General features: G+C 68.9%; 24 protein-coding genes, 1 tRNA gene and 1 pseudogene. 8 read left to right on the top strand and 18 right to left on the bottom strand.

Features of this window, described 5'->3' with window-relative positions; genetic code table 11:
- Positions 1-36 precede the first annotated feature (36 nt).
- Genes ACFSOX_RS18825 through ACFSOX_RS18815 form a run of 3 tightly spaced genes read right to left on the bottom strand, consistent with a single transcriptional unit; the run spans position 37 to position 2,122 of the window.
- Entirely contained in the window at positions 37-528 is a 492-nt protein-coding gene (locus ACFSOX_RS18825; RefSeq protein ID WP_378479360.1) for a hypothetical protein, read from the bottom strand.
- Positions 525-1,007 (bottom strand): rod-binding protein, encoded by a 483-nt coding sequence (locus tag ACFSOX_RS18820; RefSeq protein ID WP_378479359.1) that lies wholly within the window; start codon positions 1,005-1,007, stop codon positions 525-527. The genes ACFSOX_RS18825 and ACFSOX_RS18820 overlap by 4 nt, the downstream gene beginning before the upstream one ends.
- Positions 1,007-2,122 (bottom strand): flagellar basal body P-ring protein FlgI, encoded by a 1,116-nt coding sequence (locus ACFSOX_RS18815; protein ID WP_378479358.1) that lies wholly within the window; start codon positions 2,120-2,122, stop codon positions 1,007-1,009. Before ACFSOX_RS18815 ends, ACFSOX_RS18820 begins: the two co-directional genes overlap by 1 nt.
- Positions 2,123-2,366: 244 nt before the next feature.
- Here ACFSOX_RS18815 and ACFSOX_RS18810 point away from each other — a divergent pair, with 244 nt between their 5' ends.
- The gene (locus ACFSOX_RS18810) at positions 2,367-2,786 is read left to right on the top strand and encodes a flagellar assembly protein FliX (protein WP_378479357.1); all 420 of its coding nucleotides are present in this window, start codon (positions 2,367-2,369) and stop codon (positions 2,784-2,786) included.
- A 329-nt stretch (positions 2,787-3,115) separates the two neighbouring features.
- On the top strand, positions 3,116-3,532 hold the full coding sequence (gene dksA, locus ACFSOX_RS18805; protein ID WP_111356778.1) for an RNA polymerase-binding protein DksA: 417 nt from the start codon (positions 3,116-3,118) through the stop codon (positions 3,530-3,532).
- A 115-nt stretch (positions 3,533-3,647) separates the two neighbouring features.
- Here dksA and ACFSOX_RS18800 read toward each other — a convergent pair whose 3' ends face one another.
- The 3 genes from ACFSOX_RS18800 to ACFSOX_RS18790 all read right to left on the bottom strand — a co-directional run bounded on the left by ACFSOX_RS18800 (position 3,648) and on the right by ACFSOX_RS18790 (position 6,642).
- Positions 3,648-3,992 (bottom strand): hypothetical protein, encoded by a 345-nt coding sequence (locus tag ACFSOX_RS18800; RefSeq protein WP_378479356.1) that lies wholly within the window; start codon positions 3,990-3,992, stop codon positions 3,648-3,650.
- Positions 3,993-4,198: 206 nt separating this feature from the next.
- Positions 4,199-4,930 carry a superoxide dismutase gene (locus tag ACFSOX_RS18795; RefSeq protein ID WP_378479355.1) on the bottom strand — a complete coding sequence of 244 codons (732 nt, stop codon included), beginning with the start codon at positions 4,928-4,930 and terminating at the stop codon, positions 4,199-4,201.
- Between the two features lie 158 nt (positions 4,931-5,088).
- Positions 5,089-6,642 (bottom strand): tetratricopeptide repeat protein, encoded by a 1,554-nt coding sequence (locus tag ACFSOX_RS18790; RefSeq protein ID WP_378479354.1) that lies wholly within the window; start codon positions 6,640-6,642, stop codon positions 5,089-5,091.
- Between the two features lie 718 nt (positions 6,643-7,360).
- On the opposite strand from ACFSOX_RS18790, the gene ACFSOX_RS18785 reads away from it, so the two are divergent.
- A complete protein-coding gene (locus ACFSOX_RS18785; protein WP_378479353.1) occupies positions 7,361-8,107 on the top strand; it encodes an SAM-dependent methyltransferase in 747 nt (248 codons plus the stop codon).
- Positions 8,108-8,240: 133 nt separating this feature from the next.
- Here the strand turns inward: ACFSOX_RS18785 and ACFSOX_RS18780 are convergent, their stop codons facing one another.
- A complete protein-coding gene (locus tag ACFSOX_RS18780) occupies positions 8,241-8,348 on the bottom strand; it encodes a DUF2442 domain-containing protein (RefSeq protein WP_378479352.1) in 108 nt (35 codons plus the stop codon).
- Here ACFSOX_RS18780 and ACFSOX_RS18775 point away from each other — a divergent pair.
- A pseudogene (locus tag ACFSOX_RS18775) lies at positions 8,317-8,547 on the top strand (IS5/IS1182 family transposase); the annotation flags it as partial. The gene ACFSOX_RS18780 and the pseudogene ACFSOX_RS18775 overlap by 32 nt on opposite strands.
- A gap of 254 nt (positions 8,548-8,801) precedes the next feature.
- On the opposite strand, the gene ACFSOX_RS18770 reads toward ACFSOX_RS18775, so the two are convergent.
- The 3 genes from ACFSOX_RS18770 to parE are packed head-to-tail and all read right to left on the bottom strand — an operon-like array spanning position 8,802 to position 12,859.
- Positions 8,802-9,326 carry a hypothetical protein gene (locus tag ACFSOX_RS18770; RefSeq protein ID WP_378479351.1) on the bottom strand — a complete coding sequence of 175 codons (525 nt, stop codon included), beginning with the start codon at positions 9,324-9,326 and terminating at the stop codon, positions 8,802-8,804.
- Positions 9,323-10,699 (bottom strand): AAA family ATPase, encoded by a 1,377-nt coding sequence (locus ACFSOX_RS18765; RefSeq protein ID WP_378479350.1) that lies wholly within the window; start codon positions 10,697-10,699, stop codon positions 9,323-9,325. Before ACFSOX_RS18765 ends, ACFSOX_RS18770 begins: the two co-directional genes overlap by 4 nt.
- A 57-nt stretch (positions 10,700-10,756) precedes the next feature.
- On the bottom strand, positions 10,757-12,859 hold the full coding sequence (parE, locus tag ACFSOX_RS18760; protein ID WP_378479349.1) for a DNA topoisomerase IV subunit B: 2,103 nt from the start codon (positions 12,857-12,859) through the stop codon (positions 10,757-10,759).
- A gap of 375 nt (positions 12,860-13,234) precedes the next feature.
- Here parE and ACFSOX_RS18755 point away from each other — a divergent pair, with 375 nt between their 5' ends.
- The 3 genes from ACFSOX_RS18755 (at position 13,235) to argC (ending at position 16,244) form a co-directional block, all read left to right on the top strand.
- A complete protein-coding gene (locus ACFSOX_RS18755; RefSeq protein WP_378479348.1) occupies positions 13,235-13,783 on the top strand; it encodes a DedA family protein in 549 nt (182 codons plus the stop codon).
- A 138-nt stretch (positions 13,784-13,921) separates the two neighbouring features.
- On the top strand, positions 13,922-14,920 hold the full coding sequence (locus ACFSOX_RS18750; RefSeq protein WP_378479347.1) for an MBL fold metallo-hydrolase: 999 nt from the start codon (positions 13,922-13,924) through the stop codon (positions 14,918-14,920).
- Positions 14,921-15,185: 265 nt separating this feature from the next.
- Positions 15,186-16,244, top strand: coding sequence for an N-acetyl-gamma-glutamyl-phosphate reductase (gene argC / locus ACFSOX_RS18745; protein ID WP_378479346.1), 1,059 nt, complete (start codon positions 15,186-15,188; stop codon positions 16,242-16,244).
- A 201-nt stretch (positions 16,245-16,445) separates the two neighbouring features.
- Here argC and ACFSOX_RS18740 read toward each other — a convergent pair whose 3' ends face one another.
- The 6 genes from ACFSOX_RS18740 to galE all read right to left on the bottom strand — a co-directional run bounded on the left by ACFSOX_RS18740 (position 16,446) and on the right by galE (position 21,154).
- Complete coding sequence (locus ACFSOX_RS18740) at positions 16,446-16,850, bottom strand: hypothetical protein (RefSeq protein WP_378479345.1); 405 nt, start codon at positions 16,848-16,850, stop codon at positions 16,446-16,448.
- A gap of 266 nt (positions 16,851-17,116) precedes the next feature.
- Positions 17,117-17,818, bottom strand: a complete 702-nt coding sequence (locus ACFSOX_RS18735) for a fumarylacetoacetate hydrolase family protein (protein WP_378479344.1) — start codon at positions 17,816-17,818, stop codon at positions 17,117-17,119.
- Positions 17,819-17,939: 121 nt separating this feature from the next.
- Complete coding sequence (locus tag ACFSOX_RS18730) at positions 17,940-18,434, bottom strand: hypothetical protein (protein WP_378479343.1); 495 nt, start codon at positions 18,432-18,434, stop codon at positions 17,940-17,942.
- A 198-nt stretch (positions 18,435-18,632) separates the two neighbouring features.
- A complete protein-coding gene (locus ACFSOX_RS18725) occupies positions 18,633-19,046 on the bottom strand; it encodes an NUDIX hydrolase (RefSeq protein ID WP_378479342.1) in 414 nt (137 codons plus the stop codon).
- 325 nt (positions 19,047-19,371) lie between these two features.
- The gene (locus ACFSOX_RS18720) at positions 19,372-19,938 is read right to left on the bottom strand and encodes a GlcG/HbpS family heme-binding protein (RefSeq protein WP_378479341.1); all 567 of its coding nucleotides are present in this window, start codon (positions 19,936-19,938) and stop codon (positions 19,372-19,374) included.
- A gap of 229 nt (positions 19,939-20,167) precedes the next feature.
- Positions 20,168-21,154 (bottom strand): UDP-glucose 4-epimerase GalE, encoded by a 987-nt coding sequence (gene galE, locus ACFSOX_RS18715; protein ID WP_378479340.1) that lies wholly within the window; start codon positions 21,152-21,154, stop codon positions 20,168-20,170.
- Positions 21,155-21,336: 182 nt separating this feature from the next.
- On the opposite strand from galE, the gene waaC reads away from it, so the two are divergent.
- Positions 21,337-22,302 (top strand): lipopolysaccharide heptosyltransferase I, encoded by a 966-nt coding sequence (gene waaC, locus ACFSOX_RS18710; RefSeq protein WP_378479339.1) that lies wholly within the window; start codon positions 21,337-21,339, stop codon positions 22,300-22,302.
- A gap of 251 nt (positions 22,303-22,553) precedes the next feature.
- On the opposite strand, the gene ACFSOX_RS18705 is transcribed toward waaC, so the two are convergent.
- Positions 22,554-22,628: transfer RNA gene (locus ACFSOX_RS18705), tRNA-Val, on the bottom strand.
- Between the two features lie 244 nt (positions 22,629-22,872).
- Positions 22,873-23,412, bottom strand: a complete 540-nt coding sequence (locus ACFSOX_RS18700) for a PEGA domain-containing protein (RefSeq protein ID WP_378479338.1) — start codon at positions 23,410-23,412, stop codon at positions 22,873-22,875.
- Between the last annotated feature and the right edge of the window lie 131 nt (positions 23,413-23,543).

Raw genomic sequence — 23,543 nt, 5'->3', positions numbered from 1 at the left:
TCACGCATGCGATCGATCAGCCGAGCGTCCCGACGATCACAGCGTCCGGCTGACCGCGAGCGGCTTCATGTTGCGCGGATCGGGCAGGGGCGTGCGGCCCGACGCGCCGTAGGTCTGCAGGCTCTCGTTGCGGGTGAGCTCGCCGGCGACGCCGCGCACGATGCCCTCCGACACCGCGTGGGCGGTGGCGAGCGCCGTGAGATTGCTCTGCAGCCGATCCTGGAAGGCGGCGTGGCGCGCCTTCACGGCGGGGAGCTCGCCGCCGAGCGCGCCGCGCAGTCGTGGCAGGCTGTCGCGCAGCCGCAGGCTGCCGGCGAGATAGCGGCGCGCATGGCCGGTCTTGGTCGGCGAGAGCCGCGCCACCTCGGACAGCCTCCCGGCGCGCACCAGGCGGTTCTCCTCCTCGATCACCTCGACGAGCGCCGTGATGGTCTCGTCGAGCATGCGGATCACGTCGCGCGCCTCGTCGACGGACGTGATCGCCCGCGGCGCGGTCTCCGGGCTCGTGGCGACGGCCTGATCGGTCATTGGACGCTCCCCTTGCTCGTCGTGGTGGTCTGCGTGGTGGTCGGCGGGCCGATCGGCGAGGTGGTCGCCGAGGTGGTCGCCGAGGTCGCGGTGGCCGAGTACGTCGCGGCAGCCGCGCCGGCGCCGCGCGCCGAGGCGGCGTCCTGCTGGTTCAGGAGCTGTGCGTAGACCTGCTTGGCGATGCCGATGCCGCCGGCCTTGACGGTCGATTTGGCGTACTCGTCGATCAGGAACGAGCGCCACATCCCGGTTGCCGGGCCGTTGCCGAGCGGGCCGTCCTCGCCGACGCCGGCGAACATGGTCTGCATCATCTGGTTGAGGAACATCGCTTCGAAATCCTGGGCCTGGGCCCAGGCTTTCTCGGCTCCCGTCTTGGCCGGTGCCGTGCGGCTGGCGCCGCCGGCGAACACCGGCAGGCCGCCGGACCTGATCTGATCGGCCGTCAGCGTGGCCGAGGCGGGGATGCTCGCCGCGCTCATCACATCACCTCCAGGTCGGCCTGGATGGCGCCGGCCGCCTTGATGGCCTGCAGGATGGCGATCAGGTCGCGCGGGCCGATGCCGAGCGCGTTGAGCCCGTCGACGAGCTGCTGCAGCGACACGCCCTCCCGCACCACCGCGAGCTTGTGGCCGTCCTCGTTCGCCGTGACGTTGGTCCGCGGCACCACGACGGTGCGGCCTTCGGAGAAGGGCGCCGGCTGGCTCACCTCCGGCGACTCGGTGATCGTCACGGTGAGGTTGCCCTGCGCCACTGCCACGGTGGAGACGCGCACGTCGCGGCCCATCACGATGATGCCGGAGCGCTCGTCGACGATGATGCGGGCGAGCTGGTCGGGCTCGATCTGGAGCTGCTCGATCTCGGTCAGCATGGCGACGACGTTGCCGGTGTACTCCTTCGGCACGCTCAGCTGCACGGTCGAGGGATCGATCGGCTCGGCCACCGGCATCGCCAGGAAGTCGTTGATCGCGGCGGCGATGCGCTTGGCCGTGGTGAAGTCCGGATTGCGCAGGGCGAGCCGCACCTGGGTCAGCCGGTTCAGCGCGAACTCGATCTCGCGCTCGATGATGGCGCCGTTGGCGATGCGGCCGACGGTCGGCACGCCGCGCACGATCTTGGCGGCCTCGCCCTCGGCCATGAAGCCCCCGATGGCGAGCGAGCCCTGCGCCACCGCGTAGACGTTGCCGTCGGCGGCGAGCAGCGGCGTGATGACGAGAACGCCGCCCTGCAGGCTCTTGGCGTCACCGAGCGCCGAGACGGTGACGTCGACGCGCGTGCCCTGGGTCGAGAAGGGCGGCAGGTTCGCCGTCACCATCACGGCGGCGACGTTGCCGGTGCGCAGCGTCTGGCCGCGGATGTTGACGCCGAGCCGCTCCAGCATCGCCTGCAGCGACTGCTTGGTGAAGGGTGAGTTGTTGATGGTGTCGCCGGTGCCCTGCAGGCCGACCACGAGGCCGTAGCCGATCAGTTGGTTCTGGCGGACCCCTTCGACATTGGCGAGATCCTTGATGCGCGACGTGGCGCCGGCCGGTGGCCCTGCGAAGAGGGTCGCGGCGAGCGTGATCGCGGCCAGTGCGCAGTGGAGAAGGGTCCGCATCGCATGCTCCTCGGACGGCGTGACGGAGGCTGCATTGCGAGGAGCGTGCCAGCCGGTGTGGATTCGTTAACTGTTGAAATCATTGTCGAAAATTTCGGCGCCTGCGGGTCGGGCCGGGAAGGAATGGGCCGTCGGCGGGGCCGACCCGGCAGGAATTGCCGAGCCTTAACGGCGCGTTAACCATTGCGGCGCTGAATTGTCGCGAGCCTCGACACGTCGCGAGTCTCGGAGGACTCGACGGACCATGCGCATCACCGGCCCCACCGGACCCACCTCGACGACGCCGGGCACCACGGTGCGGCGCTCCGGCTCCGGCCGCTTCTCGCTGCCCGACACCGACGGGCCGCACGGTTCCTCGGCGAGCGGCGCGGCCCGCATGCTCGGCGGCATCGACGCGCTGCTCGCCCTGCAGGGCGTCGAGGACGCCACCGAACGGCGCCGCCGCGCCGTGGTCCGCGGCCGCTCCGCCCTCGACGTGCTCGACGAGATGAAGCTCGCGCTCCTCGCCGGCAATCTCGATCCGGCCATCCTGGCCCGGCTCTCCGCCATCGCGGCCGGGCTCAAGGAGACGACCGGCGACCCCGGCCTCGACGGCGTCCTCGCCGAGATCGAGCTTCGGGTGGAGGTCGAGCTCGCCAAGCTCAAGCCGCTCGGCGGCGTGTGACGGCGGTCCGTACCATCCGAACGTGACCGACAGGGGGCGAATCGAGCCGATTCGCCGCACCGCGAAACAACTCGCGCCTCGGTGGTAATTCAATCCTGCGACGAACGGCGTCCAGGCGGTATCGCGGAAGCGCGCCGGAGCCGGGCTCCCCGGCGCATCTCCTTGTCGATCCGACATATACTTTACTGATCGATCGGCGGCCGGATTAATCCAAACTGTTGTTGTCGTTATGTCGCAACGCTTGTATATAGCGTGCGCATCCGCCGATGAATCGACCAGAGAAGTCGATCGGGAAGGAAACGGGATGGCCGCGTGGGAGTGAGCGTGTCATGCGCCTGGAAACGAACGGGATCTACAGACCTACGGACAAAGAACCCTTCATGAACGAGCGGCAGCGCGAGTACTTCCGTAACAAGCTGCTCTCATGGAAGGACGATATTCTGCGGGAAGCGAAGGAAACACTTCAGCACCTGCAGGACGAGAACCAGAATCATCCTGACCTCGCCGACCGTGCCTCGTCCGAGACGGAGCGGGCCATCGAGCTTCGGGCGCGTGATCGCCAGCGCAAGCTGATCGCCAAGATCGACGCGGCGCTGCAGCGGATCGAGGACGGCACCTACGGCTACTGCGAGGAGACCGGCGAGCCGATCTCCATCAAGCGCCTCGAGGCGCGCCCCATCGCCACCCTGTCGCTCGAAGCGCAGGAGCGGCACGAGCGGCGCGAACGAGTCTATCGCGACGACTGATCATCGCCCGGCGATCGTCGACGGCAGGCACGACCTCCGAACGCCCCGCCCCGCGGGGCGTTCGGCTTCTCGGGGACGCGGTTCCGCGTCGGCCGTCCTGCGATGTGCGCGAGCGTCAGCGCTGCGGCCGATAGGGCCGCACCCGCACCGTCGCCGAACGGGCCGCGGTCGCGCGCACCGTCCGGCGCGGGCCGACCACGCCGGGCGTCGCGATGGTCGGGTCGATGTAGGTCACGGTGGCCGTGGTCGGGATCGCGTTCGGGGCGCGCACGCAGGTCTTGGCCGGCACACAGTTTCCGAAGGCGTCGCAGATCGGCGCGCAATACACGCCGCGCTGGACATAGGTGTAATCGTAGGTTCCGTAGTAGTGCCGGAAGTCGCAATAGGGGGCGCAGCCGGCCGCGGTCTGCGCGGCGGCGGAACCACCGGGCAGGGCGACGCCGGCGAGCAGCACCAGCACGGCCGCGGCCGATGCTCGTCCGGATTGAGACCCGCGTTCGAACCACCGCGTGACAGCCGGACCCCTCGACATCGGAACCTCGCTCGTTGGCGGCCCGGGCCGCTCCCCATCCACCCCATCCGGAGCGCAAGTGTAAAGCAAGTCCCGCCCGGACGGGACTCGCCATGTTCGAAATATGCACGCCGTCGCGCGGCGGAGGGGCGTCGTCAGAGCGTCAGCGTGCCGGCCGCCGCGGCCGCGTAGCGCTCGCCCACCTTGCCCCAGTTCACCACGTTCCACCACGCCGCCAGATAGTCGGGCCGGCGGTTCTGGTAGGTGAGGTAATAGGCGTGCTCCCATACGTCGTTGCCGAACAGGACCATCTTGCCGTCCATCAGCGGCGTGTCCTGGTTCGGCCGCGATTCGAGCGCGAGCTTGCCGTCGCGCGTCACCGTGACGAACACCCAGCCCGAGCCGAAGACGCGCGCCCCGGCGCCGTTGAAGTCGCTCTTCAGCTTGTCGAGTCCGCCGAGGTCGCGCTGGATCGCCTCGGCCAGCGCCCCGGAGGGGGCTCCGCCGTTCGGCCCCATCACCTGCCAGAACATCGTGTGGTTGGCGTGGCCGCCGCCGTTGTTGCGCACCGCCGTGCGGATCGCCTCGGGCATCTCGCCGAGCTTCGCCAGAATGTCTTTCAATGACATCTGAGCCACTTGGCCGTGGTCCTTCACGGCGGCGTTGAGGTTGTTCACATAAGCCTGGTGATGGCGGTCGTGATGGATCTCCATGGTCCGCGCATCGATGTGCGGGGCGAGTGCATCGTTCGCATAGGGCAGCGGATCGAGCTTGAACGGGCCGGCCGGCGGGCTCGACGTGGTCTGGGCGAACGCCGCGCGGGAGCCGAGCAGGGCGGCGGCCGCGACCGCGCCGCCGACGAGGAACTGACGACGATGGAAGGACATGGGGGTCTCCTCTGGGAATGCACGGTGTCCGAGGCAACGTCGGGCGATAGTCGGTCGGCTCCGACGGCCGCCGCAGGCTAACCGCTCGGCATGACGCCCGCGAGGGCCATGGCGGGCATCACACCGGACCGTGATCGGGGAAAAAAGCGACAGGGATCTCAGGCGCTTGCAGTGTCGATCCGGGGCGTCGCCCGGAGCTCTGCCAAGGCGGTGCGCAGGGTCACGGCGACGCTCGCCCAGTCGCCGAGCGCCGGCTGGCGGAAGAGGCGCGCGGTCGGGTACCAGGGCGAATCGGTACGCCCGGTCAGCCACCGCCAGTCGGGCGAGAACGGCAGCAGGATCCACACCGGTCGCCCCAGCGCCCCGGCCAGGTGGGCGACGGCAGTGTCGACCGTGATCACCAGGTCGAGGTTTTGGACCGCCGCCGCCGTGGCGGCGAAGTCGGCGAGGTCCGGGCCGAGCCGGGCCACCCCGTGGTGCTGGAGAAAGGCTTCATCTCCCTCCCGCAAGTCTTTTTGCAGGCTGATGAAGTCGATATCCGGCAGTCCGAGCAGCGGGGCCAGCGTGGTGAGCGGGATCGAGCGATGGCGGTCGTTGGCGAAGGCCGGGTTGCCGGCCCAGACGAGGCCGACCCGCAGCCGCGGCACGTCCGCCGGGGCGCCGCTGCCCGCCCCCGGCACGGTCCCGGCCGCGGCCACCGCGGCAGCGATTCGGTCCGCCATCGCGGCGATCCGCGCCGGCGCGGCGGCGAGATACGGCACGGAGGCCGGGATCGTGTCGAGGGTCGTCCCGAAACCGGCCGGCAGGCTGAGATAGGGGCAGTGCAGGTCGTGCGCCGGCGGGGCGGTGCGGTCCCACACCGTCACCTGGATGGATGGCCCGGCGAGGCTATCGATCAACGGCTTCAGCGGCGCCGTCACGGCGCAGATCACCCGGGCGCCGCGGGCTGCCAACAGGGGGGCGTAGCGCACGAACTGGATGACGTCGCCGGCGCCCTGCTCGGGATGCAGCAGCATGGAGCGTCCTTCGACCGGCTCGCCCGCCCAGGCGGGCGCCGCGAAGCGGCCGCGCAGCTCGGCGAACTCCGGCTTCTCCAGCCGGTGGGCGTAGCCGGCGAAGCCCTCGCGCAGCCGGCCGGTCAATAGATTCAAGAGGGCGACGTTGAAGCGGATGTCGGAGCGCTGCGGCGCGAGGCTCAGGGCTTTGTCGTAACAGTCCATCGCGGCGTCGAAGCGGTGCAGCTCGCGCAGCGCGTTGCCGAGCCCGTAGAGCGACTCGGCGTTCTTCGGATCGAGGGCGACGGCGCGCTCGTGCGCGGCGGCGGCCTCGGCCGGGCGGTCGAGATCGAGCAGCGCGTTGCCGCGATTGTGGTGGGCGGCGGTGTGGTCGGGGGCGAGCGCCAGCGCCGCGTCGCAGGCGGCGACCGCCTCGTCGAGCCGGCCGAGGCCGCGCAGCGCCAGCGCCAGGTTGCACAGGGCCTCGGGCGAATCGGGCCGCGCTTCCACCGCGGTCGCGAGCAGCAGCACGGCGTCGGCGAACCTCTTACGGTCGCAGCAGATCAGCCCGAGCTGGTGGAGGGCGTAGAAGTCGGTCCGGTCGTCGCGCAGCGCCGCGATCAGGGCCTGCTCGGCCTCGGCGAGCCGCCCGGCCTCCTGCAGCCGCACCGCAGCCACCACGGCGGGGCGGGGCGGCGGGTACTTTTTCGAAGCCATGGCTGGCGCTCCGCGGTGCCGGGTCCGCAGCAGAGACCGGCCGGCGATCGCGATCGAAGCCGCGTCATGGTTAACAAAGGGTTGAGAAGAATGGTTAACGCACGGTGAAAAATCATGGTTAACCAACGGTGAAGACGGGCATCGGACGCTGTTGCGCGCAATGATTGTGCGCCTAATCTCACTTAATCCCAGCGGGTGGCGCGCAGCAGGGTTGCGGCACCCTGCCGTCGAAATGTCGCCGTGAGCCCCCATATACCGGACCGAACACGCCCGCCCTTCCGGCGGGCGTCACGTTTTGGCGGATCGTGCGTTTTTCGGTCCGAATACCGGTGTGGACCAGTGATGCGACGGATAACGAGAGTGCCGCGCCAGCGGCCCGTGGGGGTTCGACGGTTCGACGAGATCGACGACTGGATGGCCGGTGACGGCCACCGGCGCCACAAGGGAAAGCCGGGCGTTTAGCAGGAGGCGGTGTGACGTCGGCCGGGGCCGCGGGTTTGCAGTCGTGATGTCGCATGATGCGCGGGCGGACCGGTCGGACGAGCCGCAGCCGGCTCTCTTCGCCGATGCCGTAATGCCCCGCATTCCGCCGCGGGTTCGCGCGGGTTACGGACGGCGCACCGGCGCTGGCCGGTGTCATGATCCGGCATGTTCGCGACCCACGGCTGGCGCGCGTCTGGTCGGGCTCGATCGGATCGCGGTGAAGGAGTGCGTCCCGGTGGACATCCCTCGTATTTTCAACATCACCGAAAGCGCCCACCGCATCCACAATCCGATCACCCCCGACAAGCTCGCCGTGCTCGGCGCGGCGCTGCGGCTCGAGCCGGGCGCCCGCGTGCTCGACCTCGGCAGCGGCTCGGGGGAGATGCTCTGCACCTGGGCGCGCGATCACGGCATCGTCGGCACCGGCATCGACATGAGCTCGGTGTTCACGGCGCAGGCGCGTCGCCGTGCCGCGGAGCTCGGCGTCGCCGATCGCGTGACCTTCGTGCATGACGACGCGGCCGGCCATGTCGCCGCCGAGAAGGTCGACGTGGCGGCCTGTGTCGGCGCCACCTGGATCGGCGGTGGCGTCGCCGGCACGATCGCGCTTCTGGACCGGAGTCTTCGCGACGGCGGCATCATGCTGATCGGCGAGCCCTACTGGCGCCGGCTGCCGCCGAGCGACGACGTCGCCCGGCGCTGCCTCGCCGGCGCGATCTCCGACTTCCTGCTGCTGCCGGACCTGCTCGCCTCCTTCGGCCGGCTCGGCTGCGACGTTGTCGAGATGATGCTGGCCGACCAGGACGGCTGGGACCGCTACGAAGCCGCCAAATGGCTCACCATGCGCCGCTGGCTCGACGCCAATCCGGACGACGAACTCGCCGCCGAGGTGCGGTCCCTCCTGACCACCGAGCCCGAACGCTACGCCGCATTCACCCGCGAGTATCTGGGCTGGGGTGTGTTCGCTCTGATGCGGCGGTGAGGGCGGGGCGCCTCCCGCGTCGCCGCGCCCGCAGCCCGTAGGATGGGTGGAGCCGCAGGCGATACCCATCATCTCGGAGCGCTGCCGTATCGGTGGGTATCGCCTGCGGCTCCACCCACCCTACGACGAACTCTCAGCTCGCCTTCAACAGGCTCGCGACCGACACGTCCTCGTCGAGGTCGGGCCAGTGGATGCCCTGGCCGCGGCCGATCAGCCGCCAGTTGTCGCGCTGCGCCGCCATCGAGCCGGTCATCGGACACCTGAAGGCCGAGCACCGCCTGGGCCGTAACCACCTCAAAGGCCGCGACGGCGATCGCGCCAACGCGCTCCTCGCCGCCGTCGGCTTCAACTTCCGACTCCTCCTGCGATGGTTCGAGCGGATTTTGCGTGCCCTCTGGGCCGCCATCCTCCACGCCGCCCTCGACCCACCCTACGCCTGAACTGGCGTCCAGAGCCTTTCTTCACGGACGACGACATATCCCGAGTTACGCGAAACGACATCCGTGGTTGAAGTGCAGGGGGATCGCATATGGCTCGGTTTCAGGCGCTCGGCACACGATAAGAATCGAAAGCGTGGTCGGCGCGAAATTTTAGAATCTGGGGCGCCGCCTCAGCGCACGAATAGAATCGAAAAGTTCCATATGCGATTGCCCTGGGTTGAAGTGCGCCGAGATCACGAGCTGACCATTCCGCATTAGCCCCGCTGCTTCGAAGGCAATGTTTTGATGCAATCTTCACAAAGCTCTTCGACGACCACGCCCGCATTCAAGAGTGCCGAGGCAAATTGCTTATAGTCGCTATCGACTGCATTAATTATCGCAGGCTTTTCTGGTGCCGTCAGCGCAACCGCAACGAAGATTTGATCCGCAGGATCAAACTTTAGCAGACTCGGGTAAATCGATAGGGCCGCATAAGCGCCATCGTCCAGTCTCTCAAGATCGATTCGCCTGATCTTCTTGCGGTTGAACTCATTGTCGCACAAATGCTTGAAAAACAGATCACCAACTCCAGTTTGACCTTTCCTGCTAAGGTGCTTCTTGTAATGATTCAGCATTGCGCCATTCGAATCAATGAAAACTAGTCTGCCCTTTACAATCTCTCGGATCTTTTTGATGCATGCCAACCGGCACGCTGTATTTGCTTGCGGGGCTCTCGGCTTCCCTGAACTTTGGTCATTTGCAACAATGGCGACGTTTTCATCGACTACGTAACCCTTCATTCGGCGGCTCGTTGTTTCTTTATTGCGGCTTCTTGTCGCGCAGCGATCTCACCAAGTTGGTCGCCAAAGAAGTCGTCGGGCCAGTTCTCAATGGAGCCAAAGAGATTAACCTTAAGTTCATCAACCTCCGACTTTCCGTCGGTCGTCTGGCAAAAATAGATTTTAACATCCTGCTCTGAGAGCATAGGATAGGGGGAGTCTTTTCCCTCAGCAATTCTTCTCTGAATTCTTTGCAGTAAATGTTCGCTGTGGCTTTCGATGATAACTTGAACGTTCCGACTTTTAATCGTCGTTATAATAACATCGGCTAAAGCCGCCTGCACGGCAGGATGCAGGTGTATTTCTGGTTGTTCTAGAATTATTGTTGAGCCCTCAGGAGCGTAATAAAGCAGAACCAATGCTGGAAGTACCTGTGAAACGCCAAATCCAACGTCAGTAATAAGCGCTTCCGTTGACTTGGGGTCGCGTTTCACTGTTGCGCGATACAAGCCGCTGCCGTCAGCCACTTCTGTGACTTTAAAACTGCTGATCAATCCGATCTCTTTTAGCCACCATGCTATCATTTCTTGAAATGGTTTAAGTCTGGTTCTTGGGCGAAGGTTGCGTTGCTCATTTCTGGCTGTCGCAGCCAAGACGGCGTCGATGGTTCTTTCCCCGCGTCGCCCGACGTCATTGGGGCTTGATCCCGCCCAAATATACTGCCGTCTTGGAAAGTCACGCAGTGGTCCGAGATGTAGAATGGCGTCCATTTGCCCGACATATGCAGTTTCAAATTCACTCAGAAACTGTGAATTCTGGAAGTAAGTACGTGCTTGATCTGGAAAAGCATAGGATTTGGTAGGTCCGGGTAGATCCCACTTGCGTCCGAGAGTTCGAACAAATCGGAAGTCGCTTGCAGAGCGGGCCTCTAATTGAAATCCGGGGCGCTCCTTCTCGCGCCTAAGTACAAAGCGTGCACCGGAAAAATCATATTCTAACGATTCACTCACTACGTTCCTATTCCGTAGGCGAGCGGCAGATGCAATTGCTATCTCACTTCCGTTGAATAGGGCTTCGCTACGTTTCCCCGAGGGATCTGCGATTCGGAGTTCTTGCTGCATCTTCCAGTGAAGACGCCAGCTTATACTTGCTTCGCTGTTGTGTTGGTAAACGGTGTCCAGAAATGAGCCTAGGTCCGCCAGTGAGTCGGCGCTTCCGAAGTCAAGAGAAAGAGACCTATCTGGAGAATCTTTTGTCTGCTTCAACATTAGCAGGAATTGAATGATGCTGCTCTTTCCGGAAGAATTTGCTCCATAAAACGCTGTGAGCGGGGCGAGGGTGATGTCGACCCGCTTCCAAGACTTGAAGTTCTCAAAGCGGAGTCGTGTCAACATTAGCGCACCTTGAAAGTTTAGCTCAGGATATCTGCACTTTTCGGAAATTTCTACTCCTCACACGTCGAGCATGTCCTCGGAGGCGAATTCGGCGCGCTCCTGGATGAAGGCGAAGCGGGTCTCGGCCTTGGTGCCCATCAGGCGCTCGACCGACTTGGCCGTGTCGGAGCGGTCCTCGGCCAGGAGCTTGACCCGCAAGAGCGTGCGGGTCTTGCGGTTCATGGTCGTCTCTTTCAGCTGGTGCGGCATCATCTCGCCCAGGCCCTTGAAGCGGCCGATCTCCACCTTGGCGTTGGAGCGGAACTCCTTCGCCAGGATCTCGTCCTTGTGCTTGTCGTCGCGGGCGTAGAACGTCTTGCCGCCGTGCGACAGGCGATAGAGCGGCGGCACCGCGAGATAGAGGTGGCCGCTCTCGATGAGCTGCGGCATCTGCCGGTAGAAGAACGTGATCAGCAGGGAGGCGATGTGGGCGCCGTCGACGTCGGCGTCCGTCATCACGATCACCTTCTCGTAGCGCAGATCCTCGTCGCGATAGCTCGCCCCGGTGCCGCAGCCGAGCGCCAGCACGAGATCGGCGAGCTGCTGGTTCTGGGCGAGCTTATCCTTGCCGGCCGAGGCGACGTTGAGGATCTTCCCCCGCAACGGGAGGACGGCCTGGGTCGCGCGGTCGCGCGCCTGCTTGGCCGAGCCGCCGGCCGAGTCGCCCTCGACGATGAAGATCTCGGAGCCCTCGGTCGCCGTGCCGGTGCAGTCGGCGAGCTTGCCGGGCAGCCGCAGCTTCTTGACCGCCGACTTGCGGGCGATCTCCTTCTCCTGGCGGCGGCGCAGCCGCTCCTCGGCGCGCTCCACCACCCAGTCGACCAGCTTGTTGGCCTGGTTGGGGTTGCCGGCGAGCCAGTGGTCGAACTGGTCTTTTACGGCGCCTTCGACGATGCGGCTCGCCTCGACGGTGGCGAGCCGGTCCTTGGTCTGGCCCTGGAACTCGGGCTCGCGCACGAACACCGAGAGCATCACGCCGGCGCCGTTCATCACGTCGTCGGACGAGACGCCGGCGACGCGCTTGCCCTGGCCGACGCGCTCGGCGTGGTCCTTGAGGCCGCGCAGCAGCGCCGCGCGCAGGCCCGATTCGTGGGTGCCGCCTTCAGGCGTCGGGATCGTGTTGCAGTAGGAGGAGACGAAGCCGTCGCCGTCGGCCGTCCAGGCGATCGCCCACTCGACGGCGCCGTTCTGGCCGGGCCGGCCGCTCGACCCGGTGAACAGATCCGGATGGACCAGCGTCTGGCCCTCGACCGCGTTGGCGAGATAGTCCTTGAGCCCGCCGGCGAAGTGGAACGTCTCCTCGGCCGGCACGCCGTCGAGGCCGGCCAGCAGGCTCGGGTCGCAGCGCCAGCGGATCTCGACGCCGCCGAAGAGGTACGCCTTCGAGCGCGCCATCTTGAACAGGCGCTGCGGGCTGAACCTCGACTTCGGGAAAATCTGCGGGTCCGGCTTGAACCGCACCTTGGTGCCGCGGCGGTTGTTGATCTTGCCGAGCGACTCGAGCCCGCCCTGCGGCTTGCCGCGGGCGAAGGTCTGGCGATAGAGCTGGCCGCCGCGCGCCACCTCGACTTCCAAGGCCTCGGACAGCGCGTTGACGACCGAAATGCCGACGCCGTGCAGGCCGCCCGAGGTCTCGTAGACCTTGGAGTCGAACTTGCCGCCGGCGTGCAGCATGCACATGATCACTTCGAGGGCGGACTTCTTCGGGAACTTCGGGTGCGGGTCGACCGGGATGCCGCGGCCGTTGTCGGTCACGGTGAGGAAGCCGTCGGCGCCGAGCGTCACCTCGATGAAGGTGGCGAAGCCGGCCAGCGCCTCGTCCATGCAGTTGTCGATCACCTCGGCGAAGAGGTGATGCAGCGCCCGCTCGTCGGTGCCGCCGATATACATGCCGGGGCGGCGCCGCACCGGCTCGAGCCCCTCCAGCACCTCGATGTCGTGCGCCGTGTAGGTGCCGTCGCCGCCGGCGCCGGCCGGTGCGCGGCGCGGCTCGGGCTTCGGCGGCTCCGGCTTGGCCGGCTCCGGGCGGCGGGCGGCCGGGCCGCCTGCGGCGGAAGCGGCGCCGGCGAAAAGATCGTCGGCGGAGGTCTTGGGCGCGGGCTTCTGGGCGGGCTTGGCCATCGGACGGGTCGGTCTCTTCGGTCGCACGGACGGGTCGCAAGGACGGATCGGACGGCGGCTCCGGCGCCTGCGCATCCTGCGCGGCGGCGGCGGAACCGGCCGAATCGGGATCGCCGCACTATGCCATGGGAGGCGGCGAAGGTGTGGCACCAACGCCGCGGCACGCGCAGAGCGGTCGATCCCGTTGCGTCGCAGCCTTTGCGGGATGCGGTCGCGCCGGGCCGTTCATCTGCCGCGGCGCCGCGTCGCGTGACAAGCTGCGGCGCCCGTGCGAACGTCGCGACCGAGGCGCGGCGTCCCGCCGGACCCCGGGGCGGACGCGGTCCGCGTCACGCTGCCGCGGACGCTCCGGCATCCGGGAACCTACCCAGGCCCATGCTCGGCTCCCATCTCTTCCCGGACATGCTGGAACAGTACACCCAAGGCCTGATCGACTTCGTGCGCGACAACCAGATGTGGGCCTCCCCGGTGGTCGGCCTCCTGGCGTTCGCGGAATCGCTCGCCTTTTTCTCCCTGATCGTTCCGGCCTGGGCGGCCCTGATCGGCATCGGGGCGCTGGTCGGGCTCGGCGGGCTGGAGTTCTGGCCGATCTGGGTGGCGGCGGCGGTCGGCGCCGCGCTCGGCGACTGGGTGTCCTATTGGCTCGGCTTCACCTTCAAGGACAGGGTCGCGCACGTGTGGCCGCTGTCGCGCCATCCCGAGCTGCTCCCCAAGGGCGAGGCCTTCATCAAGAAGTTCGGCGTGGCGGCGATCTTCATCGGCCGCTTCTTCGGGCCGCTGCGCGCCTCGGTGCCGCTGGTCGCCGGCATCTTCGTGATGCCGTGGTGGCATTTCCAGGCGGCCAACTTCTCCTCTGCCTTCGTCTGGGCCGCCGTGCTGCTGGTGCCTGGCGCGCTCGGTCTCAAGTGGTTCACCGGAGCGTGATCGCCCGTGTCGTGCGCGCGTCCGCCCTGCCGGCGTAAGAGGGGTGCGGCCGTGCGGCCCACCCGCCGCCCCTCGATCCCCAGAGTTTTCCCGACGACCACCCCCGAAACATGACGACCCCCGAGCATGGAGAAGAGGATGAGCGAGATGTCCCGACGCAACGTGATGGCCGGCGCCGCCCTCGGCGCGGCCGGCGCCAGCCTGCCGATCGCGGCGGCGCCCGCGCTCGCGGACACGCCGGCGGCGGCCGGGCCGGCCGCCGGGTTCTACCGCTACAAGCTCGGCAGCCTCGAGGTGACCGTGGTGCCGGACGGCGCGCGGAGCTTCCCGCTGCCGGACGGCTTCGTGAAGAACGCCGGCAAGGAGCAGATCGACGCGGCGCTCCAGGCCGCCTACATGACGCCCGGCCAGATGACGATCGTGTTCAACCCGCTCGCCGTGCGCACCGGCGGCCGGGTGGTGCTGATCGATCCAGGTAACGGCCCGGCGGCGTTCGAGCAGTCGAAGGGCGCGGTCGGCCAGTACGCGCGCAATCTCGCCGCGGCCGGCATCGCGCCGGAGGCGGTCGACGCCGTGATCATCTCCCACTTCCACGGCGACCACATCAACGGGCTTTTGACCGCCGACGGCAAGCCGCTCTATCCGAAGGCCGAGATCCTGGTGCCGGAGGCCGAGTGGGCGTTCTGGATGAACGACGCCAACATGGCCAAGGCGCCGGCCGGCAGCGGCGTCGAGGGCAACTTCAAGAACGCCCGCCGGGTGTTCGGCGGGTTCGGCGACAAGGTCACGCGCTATCCGCACGACAAGGAGGTGGTGAGCGGCGTCACGCCGATCGCGACGCCGGGCCACACGCCGGGCCACACCTCCTTCGTGCTCGCCTCCGGCGACCGCAAGGTGCTGGTGCAGTCGGACGTGACCAACCATCCGGCGCTGTTCCTGCGCAATCCCGGCTGGCACGTGATGTTCGACATGGACGCCGCCCAGGCCGAGGCGACTCGGCGCCGCGTCTACGACATGGCGGCGGCCGAGAAGATGCAGGTGCAGGGCTTCCACTTCCCGTTCCCGGCGACCGGCTTCGTGGAGAAGGACGGGACCGGCTATCGGCTGGTGCCGGTCGCCTGGAACCCGTCGCTCTGACGGGAGCGCACGCTCCGACCACGGAATCAGTGGTCGTCTCGCCGTCGTTCCGGGGCGCGAGCCGAAGGCTCGCGGACCCGGAATGCTCCGACGAGCACCATCGTCTGGGCCGGATTCCGGGTTCGCGCAGCCTGCGCGCCCCGGAACGGCCAGCCGTGGCGCATTCCGCACGGCCGCCCCGCGTTGCGCGGGGTCTTTCCGCTGACCCCGCGAGGGGCTATGTGTCCGCCGCACTGAAAATCACCGGACCGCGGAAGGACAGGTCATGGCGGACAAGGCGAACATCGGCATTCTCGGCGCCTCGGGCTACACGGGCTCGGAGCTGCTGCGCCTGCTGCTGCGCCACCCGCGCGTCGACATCGCCCTCCTGACGGCCGACCGCCGCGCCGGCCAGGCGATGCGGGACGTGTTTCCGCAGTTCTCGCCCTATGCGCTGCCGCGCCTCGTCGCGATCGATGCGATCGACTGGCCGAGCGCCGGGCTCGACCTCGTGTTCTGCGCGCTCCCGCACGGGACGACCCAGGCCGTGATCGCGACGCTGCTCGAGACGGCGCCGAACACCAAGGTGGTCGATCTCTCGGCCGACTTCCGGCTCTCCGATCCGGAGGCCTATGCGCGCTGGTACGGCCACGCCCACCAAGCCGAGGCGCTGCAGCGCGAGGCCGTCTATGGGCTGGTCGAGGTCTACCGGGACGAGATCAAGGGCGCCCGCCTGGTCGCCAATCCGGGCTGCTACACGAGCTGCGCACAGCTCCCGCTGATTCCGCTGATCCGGGCCGGGGCGATCGACACGGACGAGATCGTCATCGACGCCAAGTCGGGCATGACCGGCGCCGGCCGTGCCGCCAAGGAGGCGATGCTGTTCTCCGAGGTGTCGGAGGGCTTCAACGCCTACGGCGTCGGTCATCACCGCCACATGGCCGAGCTCGACCAGGAGTTCTCCAAGGCGGCCGGGCGCACCGTCGTGCCGACCTTCACGCCGCATCTGGTGCCGATGAACCGCGGCATTCTCTCGACCATCTATGTCCGCGGCACCGCCGGGAAGGGGCCGGAGCAGCTCCACGCGATCCTCGCCGAGGCCTATCGGGACGAGCCCTTCGTGCACGTGCTGCCGTTCGGCGAGATGCCGCACACGCGCCATGTGCGCGGCTCCAACATGACCTTCATCGGGGTCGCCAAGGACCGCCGGCCGGGCCGCGCCATCGTCGGCGCCGCGCTCGACAATCTGGTCAAGGGCGCGTCGGGTCAGGCCGTGCAGAACATGAACCTGATGCTCGGCTTCCCCGAGACGCTGGCGATCGACCAGGTGGCGCTGTTCCCGTGAGGGACGGCGGGCGCGGGAGATCCGAGCTAGTCATTCCGGTGGGCGTTCCCCTGTGTCGCTCCTCATGGTGAGGAGCGGCCGCAGGCCGCGTCTCGAACCATGCGGCCACGGTTGCCGGCCTGAAGGTTGTGTGCGGAGGCGGCCTCATGGTTCGAGACGCGCTCCTTCGGAGCGCTCCTCACCATGAGGGCGAGGGCTCCGTCACGCCGCGCAGTCGGCCGCCGCCGGGGCGGCGATCTCGGTCCACAGGCGGTCGAACTCGTCGCGCAGCAGCGCCTCGAAGGCGGTCGCGTGCGGCAGCAGATGCAGCTCGAGGCGGCGTCGTGCGAGGCGCCAGCGATGCGGGCTCGTGCCCTCGTCGCCGGCCGCCCAGCCGGAGAAGTCCTGGCGTCCGATCGCGTCGAGCAGGCGCTCCGCCGCCCAGGCGTGCTCGGCCGCGAAGAAGATCTCGCGATCGGTCGTGATCAGTCCGGTCGCGCAGGCCACGACGGTCCGGCTGGCGAGAACGTTGCGGCGCGCGAGCCTGGTTCCGCAGGGCTCGCGACGGTTGTCGTTGTCGGCGCGGCGGCGGAACGCCGCGTCCAAGGCGATACGCTGTGGGCGCAAGGCACTTCATCCCTGTCGAACGACGGTCCGTCGGGTGGACGATCCACCGCGCGGCACCGCTCGAGGACCGCTCTCCCGGCGGGGCTTTTCGGCCCGCCGGGAGAGCGCCGTCTCTGCGACGGGTTATAGCCGGCACCCCTTACGAGACCGCTGTGCCGGTCCGCGCAATTCGCCCCAAACGGATGACGGACACGTTCACCAATTCGGGTGGTTCCGGTGGACCGCCCCGGTCCGGCCATGCTGCCGCCGTGGCGGTCTCGAACGACTCAGCCGAGCGGCGCGCCGATCTTCACGGTCAGCGTTCCGACGCCCTCGATCGCACACTCCAGCGTGTCGCCCGCGACGGTCGCGGCGACGCCTGCCGGCGTGCCGGTCATGATGATGTCGCCGGGCGCGAGCGCGACCATCTCGGAGAGCTTCGAGATCACCTCGGGCACGTTCCAGATCATCTGCTCGAGATCGCCGTCCTGGCGCAGCGTGCCGTTGCAGGCGAGGGTGATGCGGCCCTTCGAGGGGTGGCCGATCTCGGAGGCGGGCTTGAGCGCGCCGCACGGCGCCGAGGCGTCGAACGCCTTGCCGATCTCCCACGGCCGCTGGATCTTGCGCGACGCGATCTGCAGGTCGCGGCGGGTGAGGTCGATGCCGACCGCGTAGCCGTAGACGAGGCCGAGCGCATCGTCGGTCCTGATGTTGCGGCCGCCACCCTTCAGCGCGACGACCAGCTCGACCTCGTGATGCATGTCCTTGGTCAGCGGCGGGTAGGGGACGGTGGCGCCGTCCGGCACCACGGCGTCGGCCGGCTTGGCGAAGAAGAACGGCGGCTCGCGCTCGTCCTGCCCCATCTCGCGGATGTGCTCGACATAGTTGCGGCCGACGCACCAGATGCGGCGGACCGGGAAGAGCTGGTCCGATCCGGCGACCGCGAGGGTGGCCTGGGGGGCAGGATCGATCACGTAGCGCGCGCTCATGAAGACGTCTCGGTGAGGGTGGCGGGGGCATCCGGCCGGTCGGTCGGACGGCCGGTCGTTTCGGCGATCCGCCCATATCACACGCGCCGGGGCCGTCAACGCGGGCAGCCGCCGGCGCTGCCTAATCGGCGGGCTGTTGCAGCCGCCACGCGAGGAACTCGCGATAGAGCGCGTCGCGCGCGGCGTCGTCGAGCGGCCTCGCGGAGCGTCCCGCCGGTTCTGCGGCCGGTGCACCGCTCGCGGCCGTGTCGGTCGCCGCCTGGACCGGCGCGTCGGCGGGCGGCGCGGCTGTGAGCGGCGTCGCGGGGAGTGGGGTCGCCGGCACCGGTGCGGAGGCGATGCCGCCGGTCGCCTCGGGGCTCGGGGACGGCGCCGCGCGGCTGTCGCCGGGCGCCTTCAGGTACCAGCACTTGCGGTTGTTGGCGTGATCGAGGCGGTAGAACCAGCGCCGGCCCTCGGTCGGGGTGCCGTCGGGCGCGGCGAGACAGTCCGGGGCGGCGGCGGCCGGTGGGGGGCCGAGAAGGGCGGTCGTGGCGAGGAGGATCGACAGGCCGGCGACCAGGACGGGCCGAATCGCGCGGAACTCACAGAAACAGAACGCACCAGCACGAGACATGACGAACTCCGGGCGCGCGCCGGGCCGGGTGGTGGTCCGTCGCGCATCGGCGCCGATCTCGCACGGGCCGGGTTCGGATATAGGGCGCAATTGCGTATTCTTGCCGACATTCGCCGGTCGGCTTCGCCGCATTCGGAGAGGGCCCGGACCGGCCGTACCGCCCGCCGCCGGGGGGCGCCGAGATCGCAGCCGGTGGCGTCACGCCTCGCTGTCGGCCGTGTCCGGCAGCAGCAGATCGAGCTGGCGCAGGAGCTTGCGCAGGCCCGGCTCCTGCACGGCCCGGGCCGCCTCCGACAGCGTGAACCAGCGCAGCGTCCGCTGGCCCTTCTCGGGCCACCGCTTGCGCTGTCCCGTGACGGCGAGCGGAAACACCTCGACCTTGCAGCGGGTCGCCGCGCCGCTCTTCAGCCGCTTGTCGTAGCGATAGCTGCCGATCGCCTCGCGGCCGGTGCGGCCGACGATGCCGGCCTCCTCGCGCGCCTCGCGGGCGGCCGAGTCGTGCGGCTTCTTTCCGCGGATCGGCCAGCCCTTGGGGATCACCCAGCGCCGCGTCTCGCGCGAGGTCAGCAGCAGCACCTCGGTCCCGCCCTCGGCGGTCCGTCGATACGGCACGGCCGCATATTGCAGTGGACGTTTCGGTGTCTCCGCGAGATGTCGACGGGCCAACAGAGATCCTCGGATGAAAAGGCCACAGGCACTATGGAATGCCGCGCCGATCACGGCCGCCGCCGGCATCGTCACGGTCGAGGCAATCACGATGCTCCCGGTGAGGCTCCCACGCACGGCCGGCCGCCTCGCTCCGCCCCGGTTGGGCTCCACGCAGCGGCGGCACGAATCACGAGCCCCGACCCCACCCTGTCGACGATCATCCCGGTCCAGCGTATAGACCCTTTTCCCGGTTGAACAGGGAGCGGAACCAGGTGGACCGCGCCGCACCTCACAGGTCGAGCTTGTCGCGGATCGCCTCGAGGCCGGCCTTGGCGCAGGCGTCGTCCGCTTCGCCGCCCGGCGCGCCCGAGACGCCGATCGCCCCGAGCAGCGCGCCGCCGCCCTCCACCATGAGCCCGCCGCCGAGCACGACGGTGCCCGGCAGGGCGCGGACGCCGGCTTGCGGCATTCCGGGCTGGGTCATGCCGACCAGCTCGGTCGTGTTGGTGCGGAAGCTCACCGCCGTCCATGCCTTGCCGGTGGCGGTCGCCGGTGTGTGCGGTCCCGCGTAGCGGTCGCGCAGCATCACCTGGAGGGCACCGGAACGGTCGACCACGGCGACCGCGACCTGGAAGCCGCGCTGCCGGCAGGCGTCGAGCGCCGCGCGGGCGAGCTCCAGCGCCGTCTCGGGGCTCATCGACTTGGTGGTCACGACGGCCGGCTCGGCGGCCCGGGACGGGCCGGCTGCGAGCGGCAGAGCGATGCCGAGCAGGGCGCCACCGAGCAGGGTGGCGGAGCGCAGGGTGGAGGTGCGCAGGGTGGCGGCGAGCGGGCGGGCGTGCAGAGAACGGGTCATGGGGCGTCTCTCGGGCATTCGAGCGTTTCCGGGCCGCATCGTAGTCGGCGCAACCGGCTCGCGCCAAGCCGGAGCGGATTCCCTCGGCGCCACCCTCGGCATGGTCGTTCCGGGCATGAGCGAAGCCCGCGGGCCGGACATCCATAGCCCCCGTGCCGGTGGCATACGAGAGACAGGGCGTATGGGGTCCGGGCTCGGCGCCGGCGCGCCGCCCCGGAACGACCCGAAATCACCTCGGCGCCGTGCCGAGTTTCCGCTGCCAGTCGAGGGCGTGGCGGACGATGGTCTTCAGGTCGTCGTGGCGCGGCTGCCAGCCGAGGACTTCTCGCGCCCGGTCGGAGGCGGCGACGATCACGGCCGGATCGCCCGGCCGGCGCGCCGCGCGGTCGACGCGGAAGTCGACGCCGGCCACCGCCTTCACGGTCTCGATCACGTCGAGCACCGAGAAGCCACGGCCGTAACCGCAGTTGAGCGTCTCGGACGGCCCGCCGGCGCGCAGATGGCGAAGCGCGTCGGCATGCGCCGAGACCAGATCCGAAACGTGGATGTAGTCGCGCACGCAGGTGCCGTCCGGGGTCGGATAGTCGGTGCCGAACACGTCCATCTTGTCGCGCAACCCCAGCGCCGTCTCGACCGCGACCTTGATCAGATGGGTGGCGTTCTTCGTCGACTGGCCGGTGCGCATCGCCGGGTCGGCGCCGGCGACGTTGAAGTAGCGCAGGATCACGTGGCCGAGGCCGTGCGCCAGCGTCGCGTCGCGCAGCATGATCTCGCTCATCAGTTTGGACGAGCCGTAGGGCGACATCGGCGCGAGCGTCGCATCCTCGGCGACCGGCACCTGGGCCGGGTTGCCGTAGACGGCCGCGGTCGACGAGAAGATGAAGTGCTTCACGCCGCCTTCGACCGCGCACTGGATCATGCTGCGCGTGTTGGCGGTGTTGTTGCGGTAGTATTTCAGCGGCTCGGCGACCGACTCGGGAACGACGATCGAGGCGGCGAAGTGGATGATCGAGTCCACGCCGTGCTCGGCGATCAGCCGCGACACCAGCGCGGCGTCGCCGGTGTCGCCCGTCACCAGCGTCGCGGCCTCCGGCACGGCGGCGCGAAAGCCGGTGGAAAGATTGTCGAGCACCACGACCGGCTCGCCGGCGTCGACCAGGGCATGCACCATGTGGCTGCCGATATAGCCGGCGCCGCCGGTCACCAGAACGCTCATGCGCAGTCCTTTCGTTGCCGCGATCGCCTATCCATATCGGCGCCGCGGCGCCCCGACCAGGGGAGGGGGCGTGGTCGGGTCCGCATGACAAGCGCGCCGGCCCCGGTTATGAGAACCGCGCTCCGCCGGACCCGCCCGTCGGAGAGGCCCGCCGGGCCCGATGGTTTCATGGCCGAGGTTTCATGGCCGACGTCCTGTTCATCAAGACCTCGTCGCTCGGCGACGTGGTGCATCACATGCCGGCCGTCACCGACGCGCGCCGAGCGTTGCCGTCGGCCCGCCTGGTGTGGCTCGTCGAGGAGGCGTTCGCACCGCTCGCCGGCCTGCATCCCGGCGTCGACGCGGTGGTGCCGGTCGCCTGGCGGCGCTGGCGACGGCGGCTTAACGAGGGCGCGACCTGGGCCGAGATCGGCCGCTTCTTCGGCGACCTGCGCGAGCGCCGCTTCGACACCGTGATCGACACGCAGGGCCTGCTGCGCACCGCCGTGCTCACCCGGATCGCCCGCGGCGAGCGTCACGGCTACGATTTTTCCAGTGCCCGCGAAGGACTCGCGACGCTGAGCTACGACGTCCGCCACGCCGTCGCCCGCGATCTCCACGCCGTCGCCCGCAACCGGCTGCTCACCGCCGCGGCGCTCGGCTACGCGCCGGACGGGGAGGCCGACTACGGGCTCGGCCGTGCCGCGCTCGCCGACCCGGCGCCGCGGCCTTATGCGGTGCTGCTGCACGCCACGGCGCGGCCCGCGAAGGAATGGCCCGAGGCCGACTGGATCGCGCTCGGCGCCACGCTGGCGGCGCGCGGCCTCGATCTGGTTCTGCCTTGGGGCACGCCGGCCGAAAAGGTGCGGGCCGAGCGGCTCGCCGCCGCGATGCCGTCGGCCCGGGTGCCGGATCGGCGGCCGCTCGACCAGGTGGCGCGGCTGATCGCCGGGGCGACCCTGGTGGTCGGCGTCGACACCGGCCTCCTGCATCTCGCCGCCGCGCTCGGCGTGCCGCTGGTGTCGATCTTCGTCGGCAGCCGCCCCTCGCTCACCGGCCCGACCGGCACGGGCCCGATCGTCACGCTCGGCGACCACGGCGCCCCCTGCGGCCTCGCCGAGGTCGAGGCGGCCGTAGGGCGGGTGATGCCGGCGGCGACGCCGGTCTGAGCGGTGTTCGAGTCAGAACGCCGCATACGGCGTTGCACCTGTCGTCAGGTCTGGCCGTCATGGCCGCGCCAGTCAGGGCCATCCACGGCTTTTTCGGGTGAAGTGCGGGCGGTCGGGGATGGTCGGGACAAGCGCGGCCATGACCACGAAATGAGCTTCGCGCGCACCTGAGGAGGTCGCGCGAGCAAACGGCAACGTCAAAGCCAAAGCGGGCGATCTGACAGCAAAGCGTGGACTGGCGGCGGGCCAGATGGTGGGCGCTGCAGGGATTGAACCTGCGACCCCATCCGTGTGAAGGATGTGCTCTCCCGCTGAGCTAAGCGCCCGCCTGGTCGGCCGAAGGCCGTCCTGTTCGGTGTCCCGAACCTGCTCGACCCGCCGAACAATCCGGCTCGCCGAACCGTTCGGACCGAGGTCCGAAAAGTTCGGGTGCGGCCCGAACCGTCTGGGCGAAGTAGCCGTCGGGACCGGGCCTGTCAAGCGTCGCGCGGCCGCTCTTTCGTTCTTGCCGAAGGGCCGGCCGACCGTGACCGGCGGCGCCGCCGGGGCGGCCCGCACGGCGGGTGCGCCTCACTGCGGCGGCAGTGGCGTCGCCGGGGCGATGGTGGCGGGCGCCGCCGGGGCGGCCGGAGCGGGCGCCGCCGCGGGCACCGAGGCGCGCGGCGGGCGGGCCGCCGAGGGCTGCGACGTGCGGGCGCGCTGCGCGGTCGGCCGGCGCCGCTTGGCCGGCGGCGGCGGCGCCACCGCCTGCAGCTCGACGAAGATCGGATTCGGATCGAGCGTCACGGTGCTCGCGGCGAAGCCGTTCTCGGCCGTGCTCGGCGTCTGCACGGCCCGGACCGGAATCGTCGTCGGCTGGTAGCCCGGCAGCGCGAAGCTCACGGTCATGTCGCCGACCAGCGGCGCCGGCAGCGTGCAGGGCGTGCGGCAGCTGCCACCGCCCGACAGCTTGGCCTCGGCGCCCGGTGGATCGCTCTCCAGGTTCAGGGCCGTGGTGGCCGGTCCGCCGAGCCCGAAGCTCGGCATCTGGAAGCTCGACAGCGACTCGCAGCCGGTGAGCAGACCGCCCGCGGCCGCGACGGCCAAAATGCGGCGAAAGACCGTGGTCATGGCTCGGCGTCCCCCAACGCCCGAGCGCGACATTAATCAGACGGGCGGAGCGGTGCAACCATGCAACTGTTGGTGGCAGGGCACCGAACTCGGGTTAACGGCGGTTTCGGGGTAGCGGAAGGTCTGATTCG

Source organism: Rhodoplanes azumiensis, from assembly GCF_042682915.1.
GTDB lineage: Bacteria > Pseudomonadota > Alphaproteobacteria > Rhizobiales > Xanthobacteraceae > Rhodoplanes > Rhodoplanes azumiensis.
The sequence above is the reverse complement of the archived record's forward strand: the minus strand, read 5'-3'. Positions and strand labels throughout refer to the sequence as shown.

Bases quoted from the DNA above. Each gene is read 5' to 3' on its own strand.
- ACFSOX_RS18700 (WP_378479338.1), bottom strand. From the start codon at position 23,412: ATGACCACGGTCTTTCGCCGCATTTTGGCCGTCGCGGCCGCGGGCGGT.
- ACFSOX_RS18790 (WP_378479354.1), bottom strand. From the start codon at position 6,642: ATGGCTTCGAAAAAGTACCCGCCGCCCCGCCCCGCCGTGGTGGCTGCG.
- waaC (WP_378479339.1), top strand. From the start codon at position 21,337: ATGGCCGACGTCCTGTTCATCAAGACCTCGTCGCTCGGCGACGTGGTG.
- argC (WP_378479346.1), top strand. From the start codon at position 15,186: ATGGCGGACAAGGCGAACATCGGCATTCTCGGCGCCTCGGGCTACACG.
- ACFSOX_RS18810 (WP_378479357.1), top strand. From the start codon at position 2,367: ATGCGCATCACCGGCCCCACCGGACCCACCTCGACGACGCCGGGCACC.
- dksA (WP_111356778.1), top strand. From the start codon at position 3,116: ATGCGCCTGGAAACGAACGGGATCTACAGACCTACGGACAAAGAACCC.
- ACFSOX_RS18720 (WP_378479341.1), bottom strand. From the start codon at position 19,938: ATGACCCGTTCTCTGCACGCCCGCCCGCTCGCCGCCACCCTGCGCACC.
- galE (WP_378479340.1), bottom strand. From the start codon at position 21,154: ATGAGCGTTCTGGTGACCGGCGGCGCCGGCTATATCGGCAGCCACATG.
- ACFSOX_RS18780 (WP_378479352.1), bottom strand. From the start codon at position 8,348: ATGGCGGCGCAGCGCGACAACTGGCGGCTGATCGGCCGCGGCCAGGGC.
- ACFSOX_RS18770 (WP_378479351.1), bottom strand. From the start codon at position 9,326: ATGAAGGGTTACGTAGTCGATGAAAACGTCGCCATTGTTGCAAATGAC.
- ACFSOX_RS18730 (WP_378479343.1), bottom strand. From the start codon at position 18,434: ATGTCTCGTGCTGGTGCGTTCTGTTTCTGTGAGTTCCGCGCGATTCGG.
- ACFSOX_RS18765 (WP_378479350.1), bottom strand. From the start codon at position 10,699: ATGTTGACACGACTCCGCTTTGAGAACTTCAAGTCTTGGAAGCGGGTC.
- ACFSOX_RS18820 (WP_378479359.1), bottom strand. From the start codon at position 1,007: ATGAGCGCGGCGAGCATCCCCGCCTCGGCCACGCTGACGGCCGATCAG.
- ACFSOX_RS18755 (WP_378479348.1), top strand. From the start codon at position 13,235: ATGCTCGGCTCCCATCTCTTCCCGGACATGCTGGAACAGTACACCCAA.
- ACFSOX_RS18735 (WP_378479344.1), bottom strand. From the start codon at position 17,818: ATGAGCGCGCGCTACGTGATCGATCCTGCCCCCCAGGCCACCCTCGCG.
- ACFSOX_RS18750 (WP_378479347.1), top strand. From the start codon at position 13,922: ATGAGCGAGATGTCCCGACGCAACGTGATGGCCGGCGCCGCCCTCGGC.
- ACFSOX_RS18825 (WP_378479360.1), bottom strand. From the start codon at position 528: ATGACCGATCAGGCCGTCGCCACGAGCCCGGAGACCGCGCCGCGGGCG.
- ACFSOX_RS18795 (WP_378479355.1), bottom strand. From the start codon at position 4,930: ATGTCCTTCCATCGTCGTCAGTTCCTCGTCGGCGGCGCGGTCGCGGCC.
- parE (WP_378479349.1), bottom strand. From the start codon at position 12,859: ATGGCCAAGCCCGCCCAGAAGCCCGCGCCCAAGACCTCCGCCGACGAT.
- ACFSOX_RS18815 (WP_378479358.1), bottom strand. From the start codon at position 2,122: ATGCGGACCCTTCTCCACTGCGCACTGGCCGCGATCACGCTCGCCGCG.